The sequence below is a fragment of the Pseudomonas sp. NFPP25 genome (assembly GCF_900116505.1).
In the GTDB taxonomy this organism is placed as follows: domain Bacteria; phylum Pseudomonadota; class Gammaproteobacteria; order Pseudomonadales; family Pseudomonadaceae; genus Aquipseudomonas; species Aquipseudomonas protegens.
The window spans coordinates 709,894-732,119 of record NZ_FPBG01000002.1; the positions used below are offsets into that span (position 1 = coordinate 709,894).

A 22,226-nucleotide genomic window follows, 5' to 3' on the forward strand; every position below is an offset into this window, starting at 1 on the left:
GCGCAAAACCCTAGATATAGGGATTTTTAGCCGCCGGGCTACAAGATAATGCGTTTGGGGGGCTGATTGCAACGTACTGCCTGTGGATAAGGTTGTGCGTAAATTGTGTATGGACTGGGTAAAACTCACGCAGCCCGCAGTCCCAGTGGATGGAACCGTTTGTCACTGTTTTTTACCGTCGAAAATTGCCTTGGGCGGATTTTTGCGGGCGCGAACCCTATCACAAAAAAACGCCCTGACCGAGTCGTTTTAGCCGCTTGTGTCGGCGCCTGTGCCGGTTGCTACAATCGGCAGCGATCGGCTGGGGTTTCCCGGCCTTTCCCATGGCAAACCAGCCACCTTTCCCAGAGCGTGTTATCCGCCTTTTTCATGACAGAAAGACGGGGGCTTTCCTGCTCAAGGTGGACTGGCAATAGAACAAGAAGAGGTCGTGCGTGGAACAGGAAGCCTGGCAGGTACTGATTGTCGAGGATGACCAGCGTCTGGCTGAGTTGACCCGTGAATATCTCGAAAGCAATGGCCTGCAGGTGGCGATCGAGGGCAACGGTGCCCGGGCCGCGGCCAGGATCATTGCCGAGCAGCCGGATCTGGTGATCCTCGACCTGATGCTGCCCGGTGAAGACGGCCTGAGCATCTGCCGCAAGGTTCGGGATCGTTATGACGGAGTGATCCTCATGCTCACCGCCCGTACCGATGACATGGACCAGATCATGGGCCTGGACCTGGGTGCCGACGACTATGTCTGCAAGCCGGTGCGCCCGCGGTTGCTGCTGGCACGCATCCAGGCCCTGCTGCGCCGTAGCGAAGCGCCGGAGCCGGCGGTGGAGAAAACCCGCCGCCTGCAGTTCGGCCCGCTGGTGGTGGACAATGCCCTGCGCGAGGCCTGGCTGAGCGATGCCGGGATCGAATTGACCAGTGCCGAGTTCGACCTGCTGTGGCTGCTGGTGGCCAATGCCGGGCGGATCCTGTCCCGGGAAGAAATCTTCACCGCCCTGCGCGGCATCGGCTATGACGGCCAGGACCGCTCCATCGATGTTCGGATCTCGCGCATCCGCCCGAAGATCGGTGACGATCCGGAGCACCCGCGGCTGATCAAGACCATTCGCAGCAAGGGTTACCTGTTCGTCCCCGAAGCCGCCGCCGACATGCGCTCGTGAACTCGATCTTCCTGCGGATCTACGGCGGTATGTGCGCCGCGCTGATCCTCGTGGCGTTGCTTGGGGTCCTGGCCCTGCATCTGTTGAACCAGGTGCGCAGCGAGCAGTACCGCGAGCGGCTGGCCCACGGCACTTTTTCGCTGATGGCGGACAACCTGCAGCCGATGAGCGAGATCGAGCGTCGCCGGGCGCTGGCGGTGTGGGAGCGCTTGCTGGGCATTCCCCTGAGTCTCAAGACCTTCAGCCAGACCGACCTGGACAGTAGCCAGCGCGGTCGGGTGCTGCGCGGCCAGGCGCTGGTGGAGCAGACCGGCCCCTTCGCCGCCCGGGTCTATCGCCTGGTCAGCGAGAAGGAACAGCTGCTGCTCAGTGCCGAGGTCCAGCAGATCAGCGAGCAGTTGGCCCGGGCCACTATCTACCTGCTGGCGGATGAGCTGGTGCGTTATCCGGTGGCAGAGCAACCCCAGCGCCTGGCTGCACTCAAGGAAGCCAAGGGGTTTGGCTTCGATATGCAGTTGTCGACTCTGGACGCCGCCGACATGGACGAGGATCAGCGGCGCCGGGTGGCCGAGGGCGACACGGTGATGGCCCTGGGCAAGGGTGGCGATTCGATCCGGGTCTTCGCCGGCCTGGTGGGCACGCCCTGGGTGCTGGAGATCGGCCCGCTGTATCAGATGAATCCCTATCCGCCGCAATGGCTGGTGCTGATTGCCGTGCTGGGCCTGAGCCTGATCGGCCTGATCGTCTATCTATTGGTGCGCCAGCTGGAGCGGCGCCTCAGCGGCCTGGAGTCGGCGGCCACGCGCATCGCCAAGGGCAGCCTGGAGACCCGCGTGCCGGCCCGTGGCGCGGACTCGGTGGGGCGCCTGGCGGCGGCCTTCAATGGCATGGCCGAGCACTTGCAGCGCCTGCTGGCGATTCAGCGCGAGCTGGTACGTGCGGTGTCCCATGAGTTGCGCACACCCGTGGCGCGGCTGCGTTTCGGCCTGGAGATGATTGCTTCGGCGAGCACCGATCAGGCCCGGCAGAAGTACCTGGACGGCATGGACAACGACATTCAGGACCTCGACCGGCTGGTGGACGAAATGCTGACCTACGCCCGTCTGGAGCAGGGCTCACCGGCCCTGAATTTCCAGCGTATCGACCTGGATGCGCTGATCAACCAGGTGATCAGCGAACTGGCGCCGTTGCGGGCCAATCTCAAGGTCCGGCGTGGCCTGTGCCTGTCTGCCGCCGAGTGTGACGGTGCGTGGGTCGAGGCCGAGCCGCGCTACCTGCACCGGGCCTTGCAGAACCTGGTGGGCAACGCCATGCGTCATGCCGAGTCCCAGGTGACGGTCAGCTATCAGGTAGGGCAGTTGCGCTGCCGGGTGGATGTGGAAGATGACGGTCCCGGCGTACCGGAACATGCCTGGGAAAAGATCTTCACGCCATTCCTGCGCCTGGATGACAGCCGCACCCGGGCTTCCGGCGGGCATGGGCTGGGGCTGTCGATTGTGCGGCGGATCATCCATTGGCACGAGGGCCGCGCCCTGATCAGCAAGAGCAAGAACCTGGGCGGTGCCTGCTTCAGCCTGAGCTGGCCACGGCATCAGGAACCCCGCTGAGGGCGGCCCCGGTTCAGGCCTTGATGGCCACCAGGCTCAGCAGATGATCATCTTGCACGGCGAACTGCCCTTGCAGTTCGCGGCCGTGCTGCCATTCCCCGGACAGATCGGTCAGCAGGCGCATCCGCACCGGCCCTTCGGCAGACCATTCCAGGACTTCGGCGTGTTCGAAATAGAAGCGTTTGTGCACCAGCGGGTACAGGGCCTTGAACAGGCTTTCCTTGATCGAGAAGGTCAGGGTTACCGCCAGTGCATGCAGCTCGGCCGGCAACTGGTCGCGGCGCTGCAGTTCGGCCGGGGTCAGGATCTGCTCCGCCAGTTTGGCCGCACGTTCTGCACTGAGCAGGTGTTCCAGGTCCATTCCCAGGCCACGCCAGTGTTGCTTGTCGGCGACGATGGCCGCGGCGCGTCCGCTGCTGTGGGTGATCGAACCGCAGATGTGTTGGGGCCAGATCGGCGCTCGGTCATCGCCAATGGGCGGTACCCAGTCCAGTCGTTGCAGTTGCTGCAAGGCGGCTCGGGCACACAGGCGTCCAGCGAGAAATTCGGCCTGACGCTTGGCCACCGAACGCTGGATGCTCGGCGGTGCCTCAATGCCGCTGCGCTGAAAATCATCCGCGGCAAGTTGCCCGGGATCGAACCGGGTACTTAGCCAGAGGGCTTGGGGCAGGACGTTCGGCAGCGGCCAGGCAGCGTCCAGAGGGGTGCAGCAAGCGGGGAGGGGGGGGAGAGCATTCATGGCCGCTAGTGTGCCGGGTTGCTGCGTTTGAGGGTAGTCGGGTGAAGCGCAAAGGGTTGCCGCAGCGCACTGACGGCAACCCAGGTACGGCGGCTAGCCAAACAGTTTTTTGAAGAATGCCTGCATGTCGGCCCAGGAACGCTCATCGGCGGCCTTGTTGTAGCCGATGTCCGGCCCGCCGTGTTCGCCATGGCTCAGGCGGTCGGCATCGGGATTGCTGAAGCCATGCTTGGCTCCCTCCAGGCTGACGAAGCGGTAGTCGGCGCCGGCCTTGTCCATTTCCGCCTTGAAGGTGGTGACGTTGTCCGCCGTCACCATGCTGTCCTGGGCCCCATGTTCCACCAGGATCTTGGCCTTGACGCTGCCGGGGGTAGCCGGTGTGGCGGTGGCCAGGGCACCGTGGAAACTCACCACGCCGGCCAGGGGCAGGCCCTGGCGCGCGGCGTCCAGGACAATCTTGCCGCCAAAGCAGTAGCCGATGGCGGCGAGTTTCTGCGGATCGGTCTGCGGTTGCTGTTTCAACAGCTCAAGGCCGGCGTTGAAACGTGCACTGGCAGCGGCACTGTCCTTCAGCGCGGCCTGCATGAAGGCCATGGCGTCCGCCGGGTGTTCGGTGTGCTTGCCCTGGCCGTACATGTCGATGGCCAGGGCACTGTAGCCAAGGGCGGCAAGGTCCCGGGCCCGGCGCTTGGCGTAGTCGTTGAGGCCCCACCATTCATGCACCACCACGATGCCCGGGCGCGGGCCCTGTAGGGCGTCGTCGTAGGCGTAGTAGCCGATCAACTGAGTGCCGTCGGTGCTGCGATAGGGAATTTCCTGAGTCTTGATGGCGGCCTGGCTGAGGCTGCCGAGGGTTAACAGGACCAATGCGACGAGCATGCGCATGAGGGGAACTCCGGTTGAAAAGGTGTCAGCACAGCCTAGTCGATCTGGTTCAGGCGAGGTTAAGGGTGTGTTCAGGGGGAGTTCAGGGCGGGCTGTTTACTCTAGCCCCGTACCCAAAAAGCCAATAGCGCAAAGGAAACTTCCTATGACTTCATTGAAAAAACTGTTCCTGGCCTTTACCGTCTTCGGCGCCAGCGCCGCTGCCCAAGCCGCTGACAGCAACTTCGTTGGGTTGTCCTTTGGCCAGACCAGCGACAAGATCAACAAGTCCAGCCAGCTCAACAGCAACCTGGGCCACCCGAACGCCGATGGCGTGATCGGCAAGGACAACACCTGGGGCATACGCGCCGGTCAACAGAATGACCAGGGTCGCTACTACGCTACCTACGATTATGTGTCTGGCTCCCACAACGGCATTAAACTGCGCCAGCAGAACCTGCTGGGCAGCTACGATATGTTCCTGCCGGTGACCAGCAGCACCAAACTCTTTGGCGGCGGTACGGCCGGCCTGACCAAGCTGACTCAGGAGTCTCCGGGCTTCAGCCGTGACAGCGACATTGGTTACGCGGTGGGCGTACAGGCCGGCGTCCTGCAACAGGTTTCACAGAACACCTCGGTGGAGCTCGGCTACCGTTACCTGCGCAGCAATGCCGGGACCGAGATGAGCGAGCGCGGTGGCAGCAAGCAGGGTTCGCTGAGCCTTACCAGCAGCGCCCAGACCTACCTGTCGGCCAACTACGCTTTCTGATAAGCGGCCTGGCCTGGACCGCGCCGGATCGTGCCTTGGGCACGGTCCGGCGTTGGCGCATTAATCATCAGGGCGCAGGGGCGCCCCTGGAGATGTCGAATTTTGCCTGGGAGAGCGTTATGAAGTTGCTGGTCGTCGAAGATGAGGCGCTGTTGCGTCATCATTTGCAAACCCGCCTCACCGACAGCGGTCATGTCGTCGAGTCCGTGGCCAACGCCGAGGAGGCGCTGTATCAGACCGAGCAGTTCAACCACGATCTGGCGGTGATCGACCTGGGCCTGCCCGGCATGGGCGGGCTGGACCTGATCCGCCAGTTGCGCAACCGTGGCAAGACGTTCCCGATCCTCATCCTCACGGCCCGTGGCAACTGGCAGGACAAGGTCGAGGGCCTGGCGGCCGGTGCGGACGACTATGTGGTCAAGCCATTCCAGTTCGAAGAGCTGGATGCGCGCCTGAATGCGCTGCTGCGGCGCTCCAGTGGCTTCACCCAGTCCACCATCATTGCCGGGCCGCTGCTGCTGGACCTGAATCGCAAGCAGGCCTCCCTGGATGAGCAGCCCCTGGCCCTGACGGCCTATGAGTACCGGATTCTCGAATACCTGATGCGTCATCATCAGCAAGTGGTGGCCAAGGACCGGCTCATGGAGCAGTTGTACCCGGACGACGACGAGCGCGATCCGAATGTCATCGAAGTGCTGGTGGGCCGCTTGCGGCGCAAGCTTGAGGGGCCGTCGGGCTTCAAGCCGATCGATACGGTGCGTGGCCTGGGCTACCTGTTCAACGAGCGTTGCCGATGATTCGATCGCTGCGCCTGCGCCTGATGCTGGCCGCCACGACCCTGGCGGTGCTGTTCATGCTGGCCCTGCTGCCAGCCATGCAGGGGGCGTTCAGCCTGGCGTTGCAGGACTCTATCGAGCAGCGCCTGGCTTCTGATGTCACCACCCTGATCAGTGCGGCGCGGATCGAGAACAACCGCCTGCAGATGCCGGCGCAATTGCCCGACGAGCGCTTCAACCTCGCCGACAGCCGCCTGCTGGGCTACATCTACGATCGCGAAGGGCACCTGGTCTGGCGCTCGCGGGCGACCCAGGAAGAGAACATCAACTACCGGCCGCGGTACGACGGGCGTGGCAATGAGTTCGCCAGGATCCGTGAAGCCAACGGCCAGGAGTTCTTTGTCTACGACGTCGAGATCAAGCTGCTGGGGGGCAAGAGCGCGGCCTTCAGTATCGTCGCGCTGCAGCCGGTGCGTGAGTACCAGCAAACCCTGGAAGGCGTTCGGGAAAACCTCTACCTGGGGTTCGGCGCGGCCTTGCTGGTGCTCCTGGCACTGCTCTGGCTCGGCCTGACCTGGGGTTTGCAAGCCTTGCGACGCTTGAGCCAGGAGCTGGACCAGATCGAAAGCGGCACCCGCCAGAGCCTCAGTGAGGAGCACCCGCGCGAGCTGTTGCGCCTGACGGGCTCGTTGAACCGCCTGCTGCAAAGCGAGCGTGAGCAGCGCAGCCGCTATCGTGACTCCCTGGATGACCTGGCCCACAGCCTGAAAACCCCGTTGACGGTGTTGCAGGGCGTGAGCGAGGACATGGCGCAACGGCCCCAGGATCGTGAGCAGGCCTGGGTGCTGCAGGCGCAGATCGAGCGCATGAGCCAGCAGATCAGTTACCAGTTGCAGCGCGCCAGCCTGCGCAAGAGCGGTCTTGTGCGCCACCAGGTGCGGCTGCGGCCGGTGCTGCAAAGCCTCTGCGACACCCTGGACAAGGTCTATCGCGACAAGCAGGTACGGGTGTCCTTCGACTTGCCGGAACGCTGCTACCTGCCGATCGAGCACGGCGCTTTGCTGGAGTTGCTCGGCAACCTGTTGGAGAACGCTTATCGCCTGTGCCTGAGCTCAGTGCGCATCAGCGTGCGCGAGACCCTGGAAGGCTCCGAGTTGTGTGTGGAAGACGACGGCCCCGGCGTGCCACCCGATCAGCGGGCGCGGATTCTGCAGCGCGGTGAGCGCCTGGATCGCCAGCACCCGGGACAGGGCATCGGCCTGGCGGTGGTCAAGGACATCATCGAGAGCTACGGCGCGCAACTGACCCTGGGGGATTCGGCCCTGGGGGGGGCGGCCTTCCGGATTCACTTTCCGGCCCTGTAGGGGGGCTACTGTTCCCGGGCGCGGTAGGCGCCCGGGGTCAGGCCGGTCCATTTCTTGAACGCCCGGTGAAAGGCCGAGGGCTCGGAAAAGCCCAGTTGTTCGGCGATCTGTTGCAATGACAGGTCGGCCCGGCCGAGGTGGTAGATGGCAATGTCGCGGCGCAGCTCATCCTTCAGCTCCTGAAAGCTCGAACCTTCTTCGCGCAGATGCCGGCGCAGGGTCTGCGGGCTGACGTGCAGGTGCTGGGCGACGCTTTCCAGGTCGGGCCAGTGCTCGCGGTCGCGACTGAGCAGGCGGCGCAGCTGGCTGCTGAGGCTGTCGCCTTCATCCGGGCGCGACAACAGGTCGGCGGGAGAGCGTTCGAGAAAGTGCTTGAGGGTGCGTTCGTCCTGCAGCAGCGGCATGCCCAGGTAGCGACTGTGGAACAGCAGGCTGCTGCGTTCCCGGGTGAACTGCAGCGGGCAAGGGAAAAGCAGGTCGTATTCCGCGCCGTGATCGGGCTTGGGGTAGCTGAAGCAGGCCTGCTCCAGGCGGATGCGCTGGCCGATCAACCAACTGCCGAGGCGATGCCAGATCACCAGCAGGCTCTCGCTGAGAAAGTGCTCGGGATCCCATAGCTCGGAATCATCCAGGCTCAGCCGGGCCATTTCTCCTTCACGCGTCAGACTCAGACGCGGGGCTTCCGGAAACAGGCTATAAAATAATAAGCCGCGATTGAGTGCTTTTTCCAAGGTACGGCAGTGGATCAGCGCGTGGCACATCATGGCGAAGGTCCCGCGCTTGCTGGGGCCATGGCCGAACCCGAGGTACTCGTCATCCAGCTCCAGCCACAGTTGCTGCAATAGACGGGTGAATTGCTCGGGGGCGATACGGGCCTTGGGTTGGTTCAGCAGTTCGGGGCTGATGCCCAACTGATGCAGCAGGGGCGCGTAGTCATAGCCGTGCCGGCGTGCTCCGCCCAAGGCGGCACGGGCAAAGTGGCTGGCGATGGTGCGTTCGCGCATGCAGGCAGGTCCGTCCATTGAGTGGCGGATCTTAGCCAGCCCCCAGGAAGGGAACAAGGCGGATATCCGCCAAATTGTAGGACGAGAGAGGGTGAGTGGGCGGAAATCCGCCAGCTTCAGCCTGCGCAACGGATGCAAGGATCAGCCCGCACCCCTGATGTCTAAAGGCCTGCAAGGCTTTTTCACAAGGTGGCACGGGCTTTGCGATAGAGCCGGAAGATCTGCCAGCACGCAGCTCGACACAACAAATCCCTCCAGCGCAGGAGGGTTCGCACTTTAGGCACCGCATGCATCGACGGAAAGTGCATGCCGGGGCTCTTGAGGAAACTTGCAATGACGACTCGTCAGCCACTGTACAAATCCCTGTATTTCCAGGTGATCGTTGCCATCGCCATCGGCATCCTGCTCGGCCACTTCTACCCTCAGACCGGCGTGGCTCTCAAGCCCCTGGGTGACGGCTTCATCAAACTGATCAAGATGGTCATCGCTCCGATCATTTTCTGTACCGTGGTGAGTGGTATCGCCGGCATGCAGAACATGAAGTCGGTGGGCAAGACCGGCGGCTATGCGCTGCTGTACTTCGAAATCGTCTCCACCATCGCCCTGCTGATCGGCCTGATCGTGGTCAACGTGGTGCAGCCGGGGGCCGGCATGCACATCGACGCTTCGACCCTGGACGCCTCGAAAGTTGCAGCCTACGTGACTGCCGGTAATGACCAGAGCATCGTCGGCTTCATCCTCAACATCATCCCGGCCACCATCGTCGGCGCCTTCGCCAATGGCGATATCCTGCAGGTGCTGATGTTCTCCGTGGTGTTCGGTTTCGCCCTGCATCGCCTGGGCGCCTACGGCAAGCCGGTGCTGGATTTCATCGACCGTTTCGCCCATGTGATGTTCAACATCATCAACATGATCATGAAGCTCGCGCCCCTGGGTGCGCTGGGCGCCATGGCGTTCACCATCGGTGCCTACGGTGTGGGTTCCCTGGTGCAACTGGGCCAACTGATGATCTGCTTCTACATCACCTGCGTGGTGTTCGTGCTGGTGGTCCTGGGGGCAATCTGCCGCGCCCACGGCTTCAGCGTGATCAAGCTGATCCGCTACATCCGTGAAGAACTGCTGATCGTGCTGGGGACTTCCTCCTCGGAATCGGCCCTGCCGCGCATGCTGATCAAGATGGAACGCCTGGGCGCCAAGAAGTCGGTGGTCGGCCTGGTGATCCCTACTGGTTATTCGTTCAACCTCGACGGTACTTCGATCTACCTGACCATGGCTGCGGTGTTCATTGCCCAGGCCACTGATACCCACATGGACATCACTCACCAGATCACCCTGCTGCTGGTGCTGCTGCTGTCTTCCAAAGGCGCTGCCGGTGTGACGGGCAGTGGCTTCATCGTCCTGGCCGCGACCCTGTCGGCCGTGGGTCACCTGCCGGTGGCCGGCCTGGCGCTGATCCTGGGTATCGACCGCTTCATGTCCGAAGCTCGCGCCCTGACCAACCTGGTGGGCAACGCCGTGGCTACCGTAGTGGTTGCCAAGTGGGTCAAGGAGCTGGACGAAGACAAGCTGCAATCCGAGCTGGCTTCCGGTGGCCGGCCGATTACCGACACCCGTGAAACCGATGACCTGGGTGTGGCCGAAGGCCCGGCACCGAGCATCAAGTAAGCCTTGAGCTATATAAAGAACCCGCTTCGGCGGGTTTTTTATTGCCTGGCGATTGAGCGCAACGGTCAGCCCGGCTGACTGTTGCGGTGATTGTTGCGGGCGTCGCGGCTGCCTACTCTGTGGGCTGCCGATCAAGAGGAGAGGGCTATGCAAGGGCCGTTGGCGTCACTCAAGGTACTGGATTTCTCCACCCTGCTGCCGGGGCCCTTCGCCTCGTTGCTGCTGGCGGACATGGGCGCCGAGGTCCTGCGCATCGAGTCGCCGACCCGCATGGATCTGTTGCGGGTGTTGCCGCCTCACGATGCCGGGGTTTCCGCCAGCCACGCTTATCTCAACCGCAACAAACGCAGCCTGGCCCTGGACCTCAAGCGTCCCGAAGCGCTGGAGGTGGTGCGGCAACTGGTGCAGGACTACGACATTGTTCTCGAACAGTTCCGCCCGGGCGTGATGGAGCGCCTGGGGCTGGGTTACCAGGCCTTGAAGGCGATCAACCCGCGACTGATCTACGTCTCCATTACCGGCTATGGCCAGACCGGCCCCTACCGGGACCGCGCCGGGCATGACATCAACTACCTGGCCCTGGCCGGGCTGGCCAGCCAGACCGGCCGCCGCGATCAGGGACCATTACCCCTGGGCATCCAGGCCGCGGATATCGCCGGGGGCTCGCTGCATGGGGTGATCGGCCTGTTGGCGGCGGTGATCGCGCGCCAGCATAGCGGCCAGGGACAGTACCTGGACGTGAGCATGACCGACTGCGTGTTCAGCCTGAACGCCATGGCCGGTGCCGGCTACCTGGCCTGTGGGGTCGAGCCCGGAATGGAGCAGCAGGTGCTCAATGGTGGCAGCTTTTATGACTACTACCGCAGCCGAGACGGGCGCTGGCTGTCGGTGGGCAGTCTGGAGCCGGTGTTCATGCAGCAGTTGTGTCAGGCCCTGGGCCGCCCGGAACTGGCGGCCCAGGGCCTGTCTCCCTTGCCCGAACAGCAACAGGCACTGAAGCAGGCCTTGCAGGTCGAATTCGAGAAACACGATTTCGCCGAGTTGTGCCAGCTGTTCGCTGGTTTCGATGCCTGCGTCGAGCCGGTGCTGAGCCTGGGCGAGGCCCTGGAACATCCGCAGTTGCAGGCCAGGCAACTGGTCAGCCAGGTGCCCCGTGAAGACGGCAGCCGGCAGGCGCAGATGGCCTGCCCGTTGAAGTTTTCCGAGGGGCTGCCAGAGCCGCGGCATATTGGCGCCAGGTTGGGGGCGCATTCCGATCAGGTGCTGGAGGAACTGGGCTACAGCGCCGAGCGCATCGAGGCACTGCGGCGCGAGCGGGTCATCGCGTAGCTGCGGGTTTGCCGAGGCAGTGCTTTAAAACTGTCACTCGACCCTGGTTTCCCCGCTGTAGACCAGGGTTTGCCGACAACGCCGGCACAGATAGCGACGCCCCTGGGCCACCAGTTTGTGGCGTTGGGCGGAGAACGGGAAATCGCTCTCGGCGCAGGGGCAGCGGTAGATATAGCGGGTCACGCTGCGACGCTTGACGTCGTAGGTATGACAACGATTGGGCGGCAGTTCGTACACACCGCGCATGATCAGTTGCCACTCTTCACCGTGGGGCTGGATACGTTCGCCAAACAGTTGGTGGGCGATCAGGTGTGCCACTTCGTGGGCCACGGTCTGCTTGAGGAAGTCCTCGGTGTTTTCCCGGTACAGCTGCGGGTTGAAGCGCAGCAGGTTCTCGTGCAAATGGGCGACACCGGCTTTCTGGCCACGCAACTTGAGGCTGACCACCGGGCGTTTGAAAGGACGTTTGAAAAAGGATTCAGCGAGTTGGAAACAATCTTCGACGCGGGTATTGAGTTGCTCGGGCATGCTTAACGGCTCTCCAGAGGGAGTGAGTATGCCGCAAACAGGGGGGGGGGCGAATCGCCCAGGCGCCGAATGGTCATCCACCCCGCGCCCATAAGAAGGCCGCCTTGCGGCGGCCTGTGCTGGCAGACAGAGGATTATTATTGGTGCGGCGTCAGTTGGTGTACACGGGGCCGACGCCCAGGCCCCAGACAATCACGGTGAAGGCCATGATCGCGACCAGTACCACCAGGCCGACTGCCAGCACTGAGCTGGAAAACAGGAACCCCTCGTCCGACGGGATATTCATGAAGGTCGGCAGCCCGACATACAGCAGGTAGACCGTGTAGCAGATGGCGGCAGTGCCGACGATCATGCCCAGCCACATGTGCGGGTACAGCGCCGCCAGGCCACCGACGAACAGCGGTGTGGCGGTGTAGGTGGCAAAGGCCACGCAACGTGCCAGGCTCGGGCTGGCGTCATAGGTCCGGGCCATCCAGTGGATGAACGCGCCCATCACCGCCACGCCGCCAAGCATGGCCAGGTACGACATGATGGTCATCCACAGGGCGCTTTCCATGGTCAACATCACCGGCGCGCGATTGCCGATGACCCAGCCGACCTGGGTGGTGCCGATAAAAGCCGAAATGGCGGGGATTGCCGCGAGGATCAGCGTATGGGTGAGGTACATGTGGCTGATGCTTTCCTCGGCATCGCCACGGATGTCTCGCCATTCCTGATCGGGGTGGGTGAAGAGTCCTACGACATGATGAATCATGGTCAGTCACTCCTTTATTGTTGCCATCGCCCCCCAACGGAGCGCTTACAGCCAAGTGGCACAGTCAGTATAGGTCTATATGTGCATGCGACCTTATGTCGCAGTATAGGGAGGAGTTTTCCGCAGATGTACGCACCTTTAGAGCAAATTGCGCTGTAAACCCCCGGGCTAATCGCTGCTGCATCTGTCATTGCAGCCCCGGCACCGCTGCTCTGCGGCGCTTTCACGGGGCTGGGGTTTTTGCGTAAAATGTCCGGCTTTTCGTCACATACCTCGCGGATTTCAAGAGCCATGGGCACTCTTACGGTCAACCAGAACAAACTGCAGAAACGTCTTCGCCGCCAGGCGGGCGAGGCGGTCGCCGATTTCAACATGATCGAAGAGGGCGACAAGGTCATGGTCTGCCTGTCCGGCGGCAAGGACAGCTACACCATGCTCGACGTGCTGCTGCACCTGCAGAAGGTGGCGCCGATCAAGTTCGAGATCGTCGCGGTGAACATGGACCAGAAACAGCCAGGCTTTCCTGAGCACGTGCTGCCGGCCTACCTCAAGGAACTGGGGATCGAGTACCACATTGTCGAGAAGGACACCTATTCGGTGGTCAAGGAGCTGATCCCGGAAGGCAAGACCACCTGCTCGCTGTGCTCGCGCCTGCGTCGCGGCACCCTGTACACCTTCGCCGACGAAATAGGCGCCACCAAGATGGCCTTGGGTCACCACCGCGACGATATCGTCGAGACCTTCTTCCTCAACATGTTCTACAACGGTTCGCTCAAGGCCATGCCGCCCAAGCTGCTGGCCGATGATGGGCGCAACGTGGTAATCCGCCCGCTGGCCTACTGCAGCGAGAAGGACATCCAGGCCTATTCCGACCTCAAGCAGTTCCCGATCATCCCGTGCAACCTCTGCGGTTCCCAGGAGAACCTGCAACGCCAGGTGGTCAAGGAGATGCTTCAGGAATGGGAGCGCAAGACTCCAGGGCGTACCGAAAGCATCTTCCGCGGCCTGCAGAACGTGATCCCCTCGCAACTGGCGGACCGCAATCTGTTCGACTTCACCAGTCTGCGCATCGACGACAGCGCCACGCCGCGTTTCGTCAATGTGGTGAACCTCTGATCCGATCCTGGTGAATCCGGGCTGCGCTTGCGCAGCCCGGTCATTCAGTTCCCCGGCATGCGAGGAATGAAGGCCACGCTGCCTTGCGCCGGTTTCTTGGCCAGGCGCTCACCGTTGGTCGGGGTGGTGCGGACCAGTTGATGATCCTCGCCCAGATACCCCAGCATCAGCGGTTCATCGTGCTTCTGCTGGACGAAGATCAGGGTGCGCTGCGGGTCCCAGTGCTGGCCACTGGTCTTGTCCAGCCAGGCCATGAAGTCCGCGCTGCTGCCGTTGCGCGGGAAGTCCGCGGTTTCTGCCACGTAGTAGAAGGGTGCGCCCTGGTTCTGCAGGTACATCGGCAGTTTGTTATCGATTTCCACCATGACCATCCGCCATTGATTCCAGGGAGCGATCCGGCTCGCGGCAGCCCGGGTATCGGCGCTGAACTGCATCACCCCCCCGCCGCTGTTGCTCCAGGGGTAGGCAACCCCCAGCACCAGCAGCATGACCAGGGCCGCACAGGAGAAGCCGAGGGGCCAGCCACGGGAAACGGGTTTGCCGACGGCCTGGCGTAGCTGCAGCCGACGGTTGAGCCACCAGGCACCGAGCAACTGAGCGAAGGGCACCAGGGGCAGAACGTAATAGCTGCGCCGGCTGCCACTGGCGGTGAAGAACAGGAACAGCAGCCCCAGGGCCCACACCAGCCAGCGCTCATTGGGTTGCAACTGGCGCCAGTGCCGGGCCGCCAGCCATAGGCCGAGGATCCAGCAGGGCGCCCAGGGCAAGGTATAGGCCGGCAGGTAGATCAGGTAGGTGTAGATCGGCCCGACATGGTCGAAGGGGTTGAAGAAACGCACCACATTCTCGCGAAACACCAGGCTCAGACCGCTTTCCCCGTAGCTGGGAGCGCCGTACAGGTGCGAGAGAACGAAGGGCACCATGTAGAACAGCGCGGCGATGCTCAAGGCCAGCAACAGGCGCAGATTCAAGTGGCGTTTCCAGCGCCCCTGGCTCAGCAGGTGTGGCAACAGGATCAGCCCCGGCAGGACGAAGCCGATCAGCCCCTTGAGCAGCGAGGTCGCCGCCAGTATCAGGAAGAACACCGTATAGCGGCCCAGGCGGGTATCTTCCGGGCCGCGCCAGTACCACCACACTGCAGCCAATACGCCACAGACGGTCAGGATGTCGGCCGTGGCCACCCGCGCCCAGAAGGCGAAATAGAAGGTGGTGGCCAGCATCCAGCCGGCGATCAGCCCAGTGCCTTTGTGGAACAGCCGCTCGCCGATCAGGTAAACCAGCCAGATGCTCAGCCATGCGGCGATCACCGAGGACAGGCGCAGCGACCAGTGCCCCAGGCTCCCCATCAGCCAGGCGCTGGCGGTAATCAGCCAGTAGGAGGGCAGGGGCTTGTCGTAGTAGGGAGCGCCCTTGAGGTAAGGGTCGAAATAGTCGCCACTCTGCAACATCTGCAAGGCGATGTTGGCCCAGCGGGTCTCCGGCCCCCAGAGTTCACGGGAGCCCAGGCCCAGCAGCAGGATCAAGGCAGACACGCCGAGCAGCAGGGCCAGGGCCCCGCGTTCGCTGCGAAACAGATTCATAGATGGATTTCCAGAGCAGCGGTGGGAAAAGTCGCAGCCATCCAGGGCATCGAAGCGTGAAGAAAAGCCAGCGCCAACCGTGGTCGGCGCTGTCGTTACAAGGGTACCCAGGGTCAGGGTTGGCTTTGTGGCAGGATAAGGACCAGCATATTGCCTTCCTCATAGCGCTTGCCTCCGGGCGGCAGCAGCGCCACTTCCTCGCTTTCCACCACGTCCTTGACCCGCATCACCACACCCACCGAACCCTGTTTGCGGGCCTCGCTGACCCACTGCCCGACCTCGGCCATGCTTACCTTGCGCTGCGCCGAATCAGCATAAGCCAGGCCATATTTCAATTCGCCCTCGGTGTTGTACAGCGTCACCTCCGGGCGTTGCAGGCGCCAGGCCAGGGCCGAGGCGGCGCCCAGGTCATTGCTCAGCAGCGTCTTGGTCTGCCTGAGCTCCTCGATATGTTCCTTGATGAACTGGTCCGGCATCTGGTTATGCACGATGAACCCCGGCATGCCCGCCGGCAGCAGGGCCACCAGCAACCAGATGCCCAGGGCCGGGGCCGGCCAGTACTGCAGCGGACGGGCGGCCGGCAGCAGGTTGGCGATGATCCAGCCCATCAGCATGATGAACACCAGGGACAGGCCGAGCATCTCGTTGTGGCCGTAGACCGGCCGGGTGAGCTGGATGTACAGCAGGGCCCCCATGGCCGCCACGCCGATCAGCAGGTTGAGCAGGCTGTTGATGCGGATGCTCCGGCCCTGGCTGGCGTTGATACGGTCGATCAGGGCGCTGCCCATGAGCACGGCCAGCGGCAGCAGGCACGGCATGATGTAGGTTGGCAGCTTGCCACGGCTCAGGCTGAAGAACGCCAGGGGCAGCAGGAACCACAGCAGCAGGAAACCGGTCGGGGCCTGGCGCTTGTCTTTCCAGGCTTGCATGAATGTGCCCGGCAACAGGGCTGCCCAGGGCAGGCTGGAGGCCACCAGCAGCGGCAGGTAGAACCACCAGGGGCGGGTATGTTGGGCGTTGTCGGCGGCGAAGCGGCGAATGTGCTCGTGCCAGAAGAAGAAGCGCCAGAAGTCGGGCTCGTGGGCGTGAATGCTCAGTACCCAGGGCAGGCTGATGCCGATCGCTACCAGCACGGCCACCAGCCCGTAGCGCAGCAGTTCGCCCAGACGGCGTTGCCAGATCATGTAGGGCAGGGCGATGAGTACGGGCAACAGCCAGGCCAGGAAACCCTTGGTCATGAAGCCCATGCCACAGGCGACGCCCAGCCCGGCCCATGCCAGCAGGCGTTCGCGAGTGCTCCGGCCGTCCAGGGCGAACCACAGGGCTACCAGGCTCAGGTTGACCCACAAGGTGAACTGCGGATCAAGGTTGGAGTATCCGGCTTGCCCGGCAATCAGGCCGAAGCTCATATAAAGCAGGGCGGCGGCGAAGCTCTTGCGCGGGTCGTTCCACATGCGGCGGGTGATCAGGTAGGCCAGCAGTACGCTCAGGCCGGTGCTCAGGGCCGAGGCAATGCGCACGCCGAACAGGTTGTCGCCAAAGACCGCCTGGCCGATGGCGATCAACCAATAGCCGGCGATGGGCTTCTCGAAGTAGCGGATGCCCATGAAGTGTGGCGCCACCCAGTCGCCACTGAGCAGCATTTCCTGGCTGATCTGGGCGTAGCGGGTCTCGTCGGGAATCCACAGGCCGTGGCTGGTCAGAGGTAGCAGGTAGAACAGGCCGAAGGCCACGAGCAACAGAGGAAGTGCCCAGCGCTGGAGAGTGCTGGTTGTACTTGCGCCGAGGGTAAAGCCGGACGGCGGGGCGCTTGTTCCATAAGCGGGGGGCGGCGAAGTGCGGTGCATTTGTATCCTCGAAGTCATTGGCCGATAGCGATTTCGTTATTTGCTGGGGGTTGCTGACAAAGCGTCAATTTTGTGGAACTGCTGGCTTTCCCAAGTTCGCGAAGTTTCAGCGGGTAGCATTCATTTGTTTGAGAATTTTTTATAAATGCGGCTGTCCGTTTCTTATTAGTACAGAAACTTGTTAAGTCAATAATTAGCCGGCAAGTGTGTCGCTTCCCCTAATAAAGTCTGTTGGCATGTTGTTAAAAATAGTTACAAGTTACTCAAGGGGTTGATCAAGTACGTGCTGCCAGCTGCCTGCATCCAGGGTTCCCAGTACTTGCATGTGGCCTTGCGGGTCCAGGGTGATAAACAGCGAGCTGGTGTATTCGCTGGCCAGGGCGTGCGGGTAGCCCAGCTGGCGTTCCAGGCTGCTGATGCAGTCGCTGTGGGTTATCAGGATCAGATTGCGCTTGAGTGACTTGTGCGCCTTGATCGTCTGCTGGAAATGCTCGTCACAGGTGGCCAGCCAGTCCTGGGTCTGCGCCGCACCGTTGAACATGAATTCCGTCGTTTGCCGGGTGCGGGTTGCGGGGCTGCTGATGACATCAGTGGCGGCCATGCCCAGGGTGCGAAAGGCTCGTCCCAGGTCGCTGGCGCTGTGGCTTCCGAGCTGGGTAATGCCATCGGCGGGCCCCAGGCAGGGGTTGGCGGAGCGGTCACAACGCTCGGCATGGCGGACCAGGACTATCACTTCGCCCCCTTGCCAGTGACGGTAGATGTTGGCCTGCTGCATCTGGTTGCCGACCCCCAGGTCGCGAGGCGTGATGGGCCACAGGACAAAGCCGCTGACCAGGATTGCCAGAGCCGCCGCACAGATGCCACCGACGATTCGCCAGGTTCGGGGAGGCTTGTTGCCAGTGCCGGATTCAGCGGTGTTGAGCACGTGGTGTACCTGAGTAGGTTTTTGCCGAGTGTTGGGTATTCGGGTTGGAACTGGTGCGTTGAAGACGAACGACATGCAGCCACTGGAACCCGCACTGCAACTGGGGCCAATTTAGGTCGGGCCAGGTGGGCGAAGAGTGAAAGCAATGTGAAAAAAACGAATGGGCGACGGCAGTTCTTTTAAAACCGGACAGCCTTTGTTCAGGTTGTTGGCCCGAACGCTGCTTTGTTATCCGGTTATGCACGTCAGATGGCTTCGGGAGGTTATTCCCGGAGTTTCGTTTTTATCGTTGAGGCAAGTGCGAGGCGAACTTTATCCGATAAAAAACAGCGGATGAAAAATCCTCGCGTTTAGTTCAGCTTATTGTCAGCTTGGGCTGGAGGGCGGGCATGAGAAGGGAGGTTTTCCTGCCCGTTGTTTCGGGCAGGAAGTGATGCTGGGGAGCGGGCGGCTCAGTGATTGACGGTGTAGGCCAGCATTGCCGACAGCTGGCACAGTGGCCGGCCGCTCTCCTGCTGCCATTGGTTGAATACTTCCTGCACCAGGGCCTGGTCGCGTTTGCTGCTGGGCACCTTGTCGATGATGTTCTGGGCATTGAGGGCCGCGACCACGTCCCAGGTGGGGATAAAGGTGTCCTTGCCCACCATGCGCAGGAAGCGCGGGGCAGACAGCCCGCCCATCTGGTTGCCATGTTTGGCCAGGTACTGCCAGAGCCCGGTGATGTCCTGCACCGGCCAGTCGGCGATGAAGGCGCCAAAGCTGCCGTGCTGCTTTTGCACATCGAGGATCATCTGCGCGTTGCGCGGCACGCTCTTGAGCTTGCCCAAGTGGCGGATGATCCGCGTGTCCTGCATCAGCCGCTCCAGGTGCTCGGCGCCCATCAGCACCACCTTGTCCGGATCGAAGCCGAAAAACACCTGCTCGAACGCCGGCCATTTGGCGTCCACCAGGCTGTGTTTGAGGCCGGCGCGGAAAACCCGCAGGGCCAGGGTCGAGAGGTAGCGGTCGGCGCTCAATGCGCGCAGGTAGTCGTCGCTGGCCGGGGTGGGCAACTGGGCTTCCAGGGCCGCAGCGGAACCGAAGCGGTTGAGACAGTATTCATTTAGCCATTTGTAATCGTGCATGCCTGCTCCGGGACGGTCGGGAGGGTCGGAAAGTCTGTTGACCAGGGTTGGGGCCTTTGGCGGCATTACAAGTTCCCCGGGAGCCGGGGAACCTGGGGCGGATTCAGGCCGGGCTGGTGCCTTCGCCCGCGAGCCGGCGATTAAGTTGGAAGCGCCAGCGCACGTAGAGCAGCGCCGAAGTGAACACGGCCAGGCTGGCGAACATCTCCAGCAGGCCGAACATTTGGCGGTTCGGATCGTAGGCCGCCAGGGCGCCCTTGATGAAGTACAGGTTGACCACGAAGCACATCCACGAATGGCCACGGGCACTGCCGCTGAGCATACCGGGGGCCATCAGCAGCAGCGGCACCAGCTCGATCAGCAGGATGACCCAGGGGCGGGCACCGTGCAGATCGGCCACCAGCAGGTAATACCCGCAAAGCAGCCCCACCAGGCCGAAGAAGCAGACCAGGCTGAGGATTCGCATCAGGCGGACCCGGGGCTCCAGCCATTCCACCGGGGGCAGGATCTTCGGCTTCTTAGCCACGGCCGTTCTCCAGTCGCAGGGCGGTTTTCGCCAGACGCAGGCCCAGGGCCCGGCACAGCGCAATCTCGTGTTCGTCCAGTGGGCTCTTGCCATCTGCTCCGGCATGGTGGCTGGCGCCATACGGCGTGCCGCCACCGCGGGTTTCCAGCAGGGCCGACTCGCTGTAGGGCAGGCCGGTGATCAGCATGCCGTGATGCAGCAATGGCAGCATCATCGATAGCAGGGTGGCTTCCTGGCCGCCATGCAGGCTGGCGGTCGAGGTGAACACGCCGGCAGGCTTGCCCACCAAGGCACCGGTCAGCCAGAGGTTGCTGGTACCGTCGAGAAAATACTTCAGCGGCGCTGCCATGTTGCCGAAGCGGGTCGGGCTGCCCAGGGCCAGGCCTGAGCAGTGCTTCAGATCGTCGAGGCTGGCGTACAGGGCGCCGCTGTCGGGGATGTCCGGGGTGACCGCCTCGCATTCCGCGGAGATCGCCGGGACAGTGCGCAGACGAGCCTCCAGGCCGGCCTGCTCGATGCCGCGGGCGATCTGCCGGGCCATCTCGTTGGTCGAGCCGTTGCGGCTGTAGTACAGGACCAAGATATAGGGCGCGCTCAAGGCAGGATCTCCAGCACGTTCTCCGGCGGCCGGCCAATGATGGCCTTGTCGCCGGCTTCGAGAATCGGCCGCTCCATGAGTTTCGGGTGCTGGGCAATGGCGGCGACCAGTTGCTCTTCGCTGAGGCTCGGGTCGGCCAGGTTGAGGGTCTTGTACTCGTCCTCGCCGGTGCGCAATAGCTGGCGCGCGCTGAGGCCGAGCTTGGCCAGAAGGCTGCGCAACTGGGCGGCATCCAGTGGGGTTTCCAGGTAGCGGACCACGGTCGGGGCCAGGCCGCGTTGTTCCAGAAGTTCCAGCGCACCGCGGGATTTCGAGCAGCGCGGGTTGTGATAAAGCGTCAGATCGGTCATGTGCGGGTCGCATCTTGCGTAAGGTGGCGGCTATTCTACCCGCGCGATGGGCACTCCTGAACCTTGGGAGTCGTTAGGTCGCAGCGACCCTGGGTCGACGGCTATTTTTCAAGACATCTTTCAAGACAGGAAACAGCGCATGGCAAGGCAATTGGCGGCGGTATTGGCGATCATCACAACCCTGCTGCTGGGCGGTTGTGGCAATGACTACGGGGTCGACCAGTATGGCCAGAAAGTCGCCGCCGAGCGTATCGACAAGCAGTGGCTGGTGCTCAACTACTGGGCCGAGTGGTGCGGGCCTTGCCGTACCGAGATCCCGGAACTCAATGCCCTGAACGAGCAGCTCAAGGGGCAGTCGGCATCGGTGATGGGGGTCAACTTCGACAATGTGCAGGGTGAAGAGCTAAAGAGCGCCAGCGAGAAGCTGGGGATCAAGTTCACCGTGCTGGCACGGAACCCCGCGGAGCTCTTCGATCTGCCACGCAGCGAGGCGCTGCCGGTGACCTACATCATTGACGACAAGGGCAAGGTACGTGAGCAGATGATGGGCGAGCAGACTGCAGCCGGCGTGCTGGCGAAACTGCAGGCCTTGCGCGGGCATTGAGGGCGCGAGGATCTGGAGCCGCTGCCGCGCAGTGCGAGCGCCCTCAAGTGACGCAGGGGGCCTGAAACTCGCCAGAGATTCATCCAGGAACATCCTGGAGTCCCGTTCGCAGCCTCGCGGGCTCGGCAGCGGCTAGCGCACTATCAGCCTTCTTCCAGCCACCAGCGCAACGGCTTGCCCTCGGCAGGCCAGAACCGCACCTGTTCGATCGGCGAGATGTCCCAGCGCTCAACGGTTTCCAGCGCCTGAAGGAAGCGCCGCTCCTGCTCCATCAACGCCGGTGCACAGAGTTTGCGGGTGCTGCCGACCTTGCCGAAGCTGAGTTTTTCGCCGTCCAGGGTGTAGGGCGCGAACCAGTGGTTGCAGCCGCCATTGCCATAGGCCCGACCGTCCTCGCCGAGGGTGATGGTCAGGTGGCTGTAATCGATCAGCGGACGCTCGCCAATCCATTCCAGGACGTAACTGCGGTCCTGCTGCAGCTTCAGCGGCTCGGCGGCGCAGCCCAGCAGGCCGGCCCCCAGCGCCGCAGCCAGCATCAGGCGTTTCATTGGCCGGCCTGCTGGCATTTCGGGCAGCGGTGATGCTCACCCTCGCTACGCCAGCCGAGCTCGGCAATGCGCGCGCTGGCGGCAGGCTTCTGGGCCTTGCTGCCCAGCTTGGCATCCACTGCGAACTCGAAGTCCAGGGTGGCGTCGCAGCTGTCGCAATTGACCTGCCACTGGTGGATCGCCAGTTCGCCGAATACCGGGCCACGCGCCACGGCGACCCACTGGCCGACGGGGTTGATCAAGTGGCGCACGGTGTCCACGGTCAGGCGCATGGAGAGGTCCTTGCTGCCCTTGAGGGTGACCAGAAGCACGTCGTCGGTACGGATCGAGCCACCGTTGCCGGTGACTTGATAGCGGCCGGGCACCAGGGCACGGCATTCGATCAGGGTGTGTTGCGGGTTCATCAGGTTGTAGCGGAAATCGTGTTCGACCATGGGTCCTCCAAATCTGCC

General features: G+C 62.8%; 23 protein-coding genes. 9 read left to right on the plus strand and 14 right to left on the minus strand.

Annotated elements, in window-relative coordinates; all coding sequences use genetic code 11:
* The first annotated feature begins 434 nt into the window (after nucleotides 1-434).
* Complete coding sequence (locus BM382_RS10295) at nucleotides 435-1,157, plus strand: response regulator (RefSeq protein ID WP_011062738.1); 723 nt, start codon at nucleotides 435-437, stop codon at nucleotides 1,155-1,157.
* A complete protein-coding gene (locus BM382_RS10300; RefSeq protein WP_011062737.1) occupies nucleotides 1,154-2,764 on the plus strand; it encodes an ATP-binding protein in 1,611 nt (536 codons plus the stop codon). The genes BM382_RS10295 and BM382_RS10300 overlap by 4 nt, the downstream gene beginning before the upstream one ends.
* Nucleotides 2,765-2,777: 13 nt before the next feature.
* On the opposite strand, the gene BM382_RS10305 is transcribed toward BM382_RS10300, so the two are convergent.
* Together BM382_RS10305 and BM382_RS10310 are read right to left on the minus strand one after the other, a co-directional pair.
* Nucleotides 2,778-3,503 (minus strand): 4'-phosphopantetheinyl transferase family protein, encoded by a 726-nt coding sequence (locus BM382_RS10305; protein WP_072442773.1) that lies wholly within the window; start codon nucleotides 3,501-3,503, stop codon nucleotides 2,778-2,780.
* 93 nt (nucleotides 3,504-3,596) lie between these two features.
* Nucleotides 3,597-4,388 carry a dienelactone hydrolase family protein gene (locus BM382_RS10310; RefSeq protein ID WP_072442775.1) on the minus strand — a complete coding sequence of 264 codons (792 nt, stop codon included), beginning with the start codon at nucleotides 4,386-4,388 and terminating at the stop codon, nucleotides 3,597-3,599.
* 145 nt (nucleotides 4,389-4,533) lie between these two features.
* Between BM382_RS10310 and BM382_RS10315 the strand changes: the two genes are divergently transcribed.
* The 3 genes from BM382_RS10315 (at nucleotide 4,534) to BM382_RS10325 (ending at nucleotide 7,276) form a co-directional block, all read left to right on the plus strand.
* The gene (locus BM382_RS10315; protein ID WP_015636661.1) at nucleotides 4,534-5,136 is read left to right on the plus strand and encodes an outer membrane beta-barrel protein; all 603 of its coding nucleotides are present in this window, start codon (nucleotides 4,534-4,536) and stop codon (nucleotides 5,134-5,136) included.
* Nucleotides 5,137-5,255: 119 nt separating this feature from the next.
* The gene (locus tag BM382_RS10320) at nucleotides 5,256-5,933 is read left to right on the plus strand and encodes a response regulator (RefSeq protein ID WP_011062733.1); all 678 of its coding nucleotides are present in this window, start codon (nucleotides 5,256-5,258) and stop codon (nucleotides 5,931-5,933) included.
* Nucleotides 5,930-7,276: an ATP-binding protein gene (locus BM382_RS10325; protein WP_011062732.1), complete on the plus strand. Its 1,347-nt coding sequence runs from the start codon at nucleotides 5,930-5,932 to the stop codon at nucleotides 7,274-7,276. Before BM382_RS10320 ends, BM382_RS10325 begins: the two co-directional genes overlap by 4 nt.
* Nucleotides 7,277-7,281: 5 nt before the next feature.
* Here the strand turns inward: BM382_RS10325 and BM382_RS10330 are convergent, their stop codons facing one another.
* Nucleotides 7,282-8,280: an AraC family transcriptional regulator gene (locus tag BM382_RS10330; RefSeq protein WP_019094597.1), complete on the minus strand. Its 999-nt coding sequence runs from the start codon at nucleotides 8,278-8,280 to the stop codon at nucleotides 7,282-7,284.
* Nucleotides 8,281-8,613: 333 nt separating this feature from the next.
* On the opposite strand from BM382_RS10330, the gene BM382_RS10335 reads away from it, so the two are divergent.
* Nucleotides 8,614-9,945, plus strand: coding sequence for a dicarboxylate/amino acid:cation symporter (locus BM382_RS10335; protein ID WP_011062730.1), 1,332 nt, complete (start codon nucleotides 8,614-8,616; stop codon nucleotides 9,943-9,945).
* A 147-nt stretch (nucleotides 9,946-10,092) separates the two neighbouring features.
* Nucleotides 10,093-11,274: a CaiB/BaiF CoA transferase family protein gene (locus BM382_RS10340; protein ID WP_019094596.1), complete on the plus strand. Its 1,182-nt coding sequence runs from the start codon at nucleotides 10,093-10,095 to the stop codon at nucleotides 11,272-11,274.
* 33 nt (nucleotides 11,275-11,307) lie between these two features.
* On the opposite strand, the gene BM382_RS10345 is transcribed toward BM382_RS10340, so the two are convergent.
* Together BM382_RS10345 and BM382_RS10350 are read right to left on the minus strand one after the other, a co-directional pair.
* Nucleotides 11,308-11,802, minus strand: coding sequence for a SprT family zinc-dependent metalloprotease (locus BM382_RS10345; protein ID WP_011062728.1), 495 nt, complete (start codon nucleotides 11,800-11,802; stop codon nucleotides 11,308-11,310).
* A 151-nt stretch (nucleotides 11,803-11,953) separates the two neighbouring features.
* Nucleotides 11,954-12,556: a Yip1 family protein gene (locus BM382_RS10350; RefSeq protein WP_011062727.1), complete on the minus strand. Its 603-nt coding sequence runs from the start codon at nucleotides 12,554-12,556 to the stop codon at nucleotides 11,954-11,956.
* 291 nt (nucleotides 12,557-12,847) lie between these two features.
* Here BM382_RS10350 and ttcA point away from each other — a divergent pair, with 291 nt between their 5' ends.
* Nucleotides 12,848-13,672: a tRNA 2-thiocytidine(32) synthetase TtcA gene (gene ttcA, locus BM382_RS10355; RefSeq protein ID WP_011062726.1), complete on the plus strand. Its 825-nt coding sequence runs from the start codon at nucleotides 12,848-12,850 to the stop codon at nucleotides 13,670-13,672.
* Between the two features lie 44 nt (nucleotides 13,673-13,716).
* Here the strand turns inward: ttcA and BM382_RS10360 are convergent, their stop codons facing one another.
* The 7 genes from BM382_RS10360 to arsC form a co-directional block, all read right to left on the minus strand.
* Nucleotides 13,717-15,252, minus strand: coding sequence for an ArnT family glycosyltransferase (locus tag BM382_RS10360; RefSeq protein ID WP_072442777.1), 1,536 nt, complete (start codon nucleotides 15,250-15,252; stop codon nucleotides 13,717-13,719).
* Nucleotides 15,253-15,365: 113 nt separating this feature from the next.
* Nucleotides 15,366-17,117, minus strand: coding sequence for a lipid IV(A) 4-amino-4-deoxy-L-arabinosyltransferase (arnT, locus tag BM382_RS10365; RefSeq protein ID WP_072442779.1), 1,752 nt, complete (start codon nucleotides 17,115-17,117; stop codon nucleotides 15,366-15,368).
* A gap of 241 nt (nucleotides 17,118-17,358) precedes the next feature.
* Nucleotides 17,359-18,024: a lipopolysaccharide core heptose(II)-phosphate phosphatase PmrG gene (locus BM382_RS10370; protein ID WP_019094592.1), complete on the minus strand. Its 666-nt coding sequence runs from the start codon at nucleotides 18,022-18,024 to the stop codon at nucleotides 17,359-17,361.
* A 452-nt stretch (nucleotides 18,025-18,476) separates the two neighbouring features.
* Entirely contained in the window at nucleotides 18,477-19,148 is a 672-nt protein-coding gene (locus tag BM382_RS10375) for a DNA-3-methyladenine glycosylase I (RefSeq protein WP_011062722.1), read from the minus strand.
* 103 nt (nucleotides 19,149-19,251) lie between these two features.
* Complete coding sequence (locus BM382_RS10380; RefSeq protein WP_011062721.1) at nucleotides 19,252-19,674, minus strand: DUF2069 domain-containing protein; 423 nt, start codon at nucleotides 19,672-19,674, stop codon at nucleotides 19,252-19,254.
* Complete coding sequence (wrbA, locus tag BM382_RS10385) at nucleotides 19,667-20,272, minus strand: NAD(P)H:quinone oxidoreductase (RefSeq protein WP_019094590.1); 606 nt, start codon at nucleotides 20,270-20,272, stop codon at nucleotides 19,667-19,669. Before wrbA ends, BM382_RS10380 begins: the two co-directional genes overlap by 8 nt.
* Nucleotides 20,269-20,622: an arsenate reductase (glutaredoxin) gene (gene arsC / locus BM382_RS10390; RefSeq protein ID WP_041119496.1), complete on the minus strand. Its 354-nt coding sequence runs from the start codon at nucleotides 20,620-20,622 to the stop codon at nucleotides 20,269-20,271. Before arsC ends, wrbA begins: the two co-directional genes overlap by 4 nt.
* A 139-nt stretch (nucleotides 20,623-20,761) precedes the next feature.
* On the opposite strand from arsC, the gene BM382_RS10395 reads away from it, so the two are divergent.
* On the plus strand, nucleotides 20,762-21,226 hold the full coding sequence (locus BM382_RS10395; protein ID WP_011062718.1) for a TlpA disulfide reductase family protein: 465 nt from the start codon (nucleotides 20,762-20,764) through the stop codon (nucleotides 21,224-21,226).
* A 143-nt stretch (nucleotides 21,227-21,369) separates the two neighbouring features.
* On the opposite strand, the gene BM382_RS10400 is transcribed toward BM382_RS10395, so the two are convergent.
* Both BM382_RS10400 and BM382_RS10405 read right to left on the minus strand, forming a co-directional pair.
* A complete protein-coding gene (locus tag BM382_RS10400) occupies nucleotides 21,370-21,774 on the minus strand; it encodes an META domain-containing protein (protein WP_011062717.1) in 405 nt (134 codons plus the stop codon).
* Nucleotides 21,771-22,208 carry a hypothetical protein gene (locus BM382_RS10405; RefSeq protein WP_011062716.1) on the minus strand — a complete coding sequence of 146 codons (438 nt, stop codon included), beginning with the start codon at nucleotides 22,206-22,208 and terminating at the stop codon, nucleotides 21,771-21,773. The genes BM382_RS10400 and BM382_RS10405 overlap by 4 nt, the downstream gene beginning before the upstream one ends.
* Between the last annotated feature and the right edge of the window lie 18 nt (nucleotides 22,209-22,226).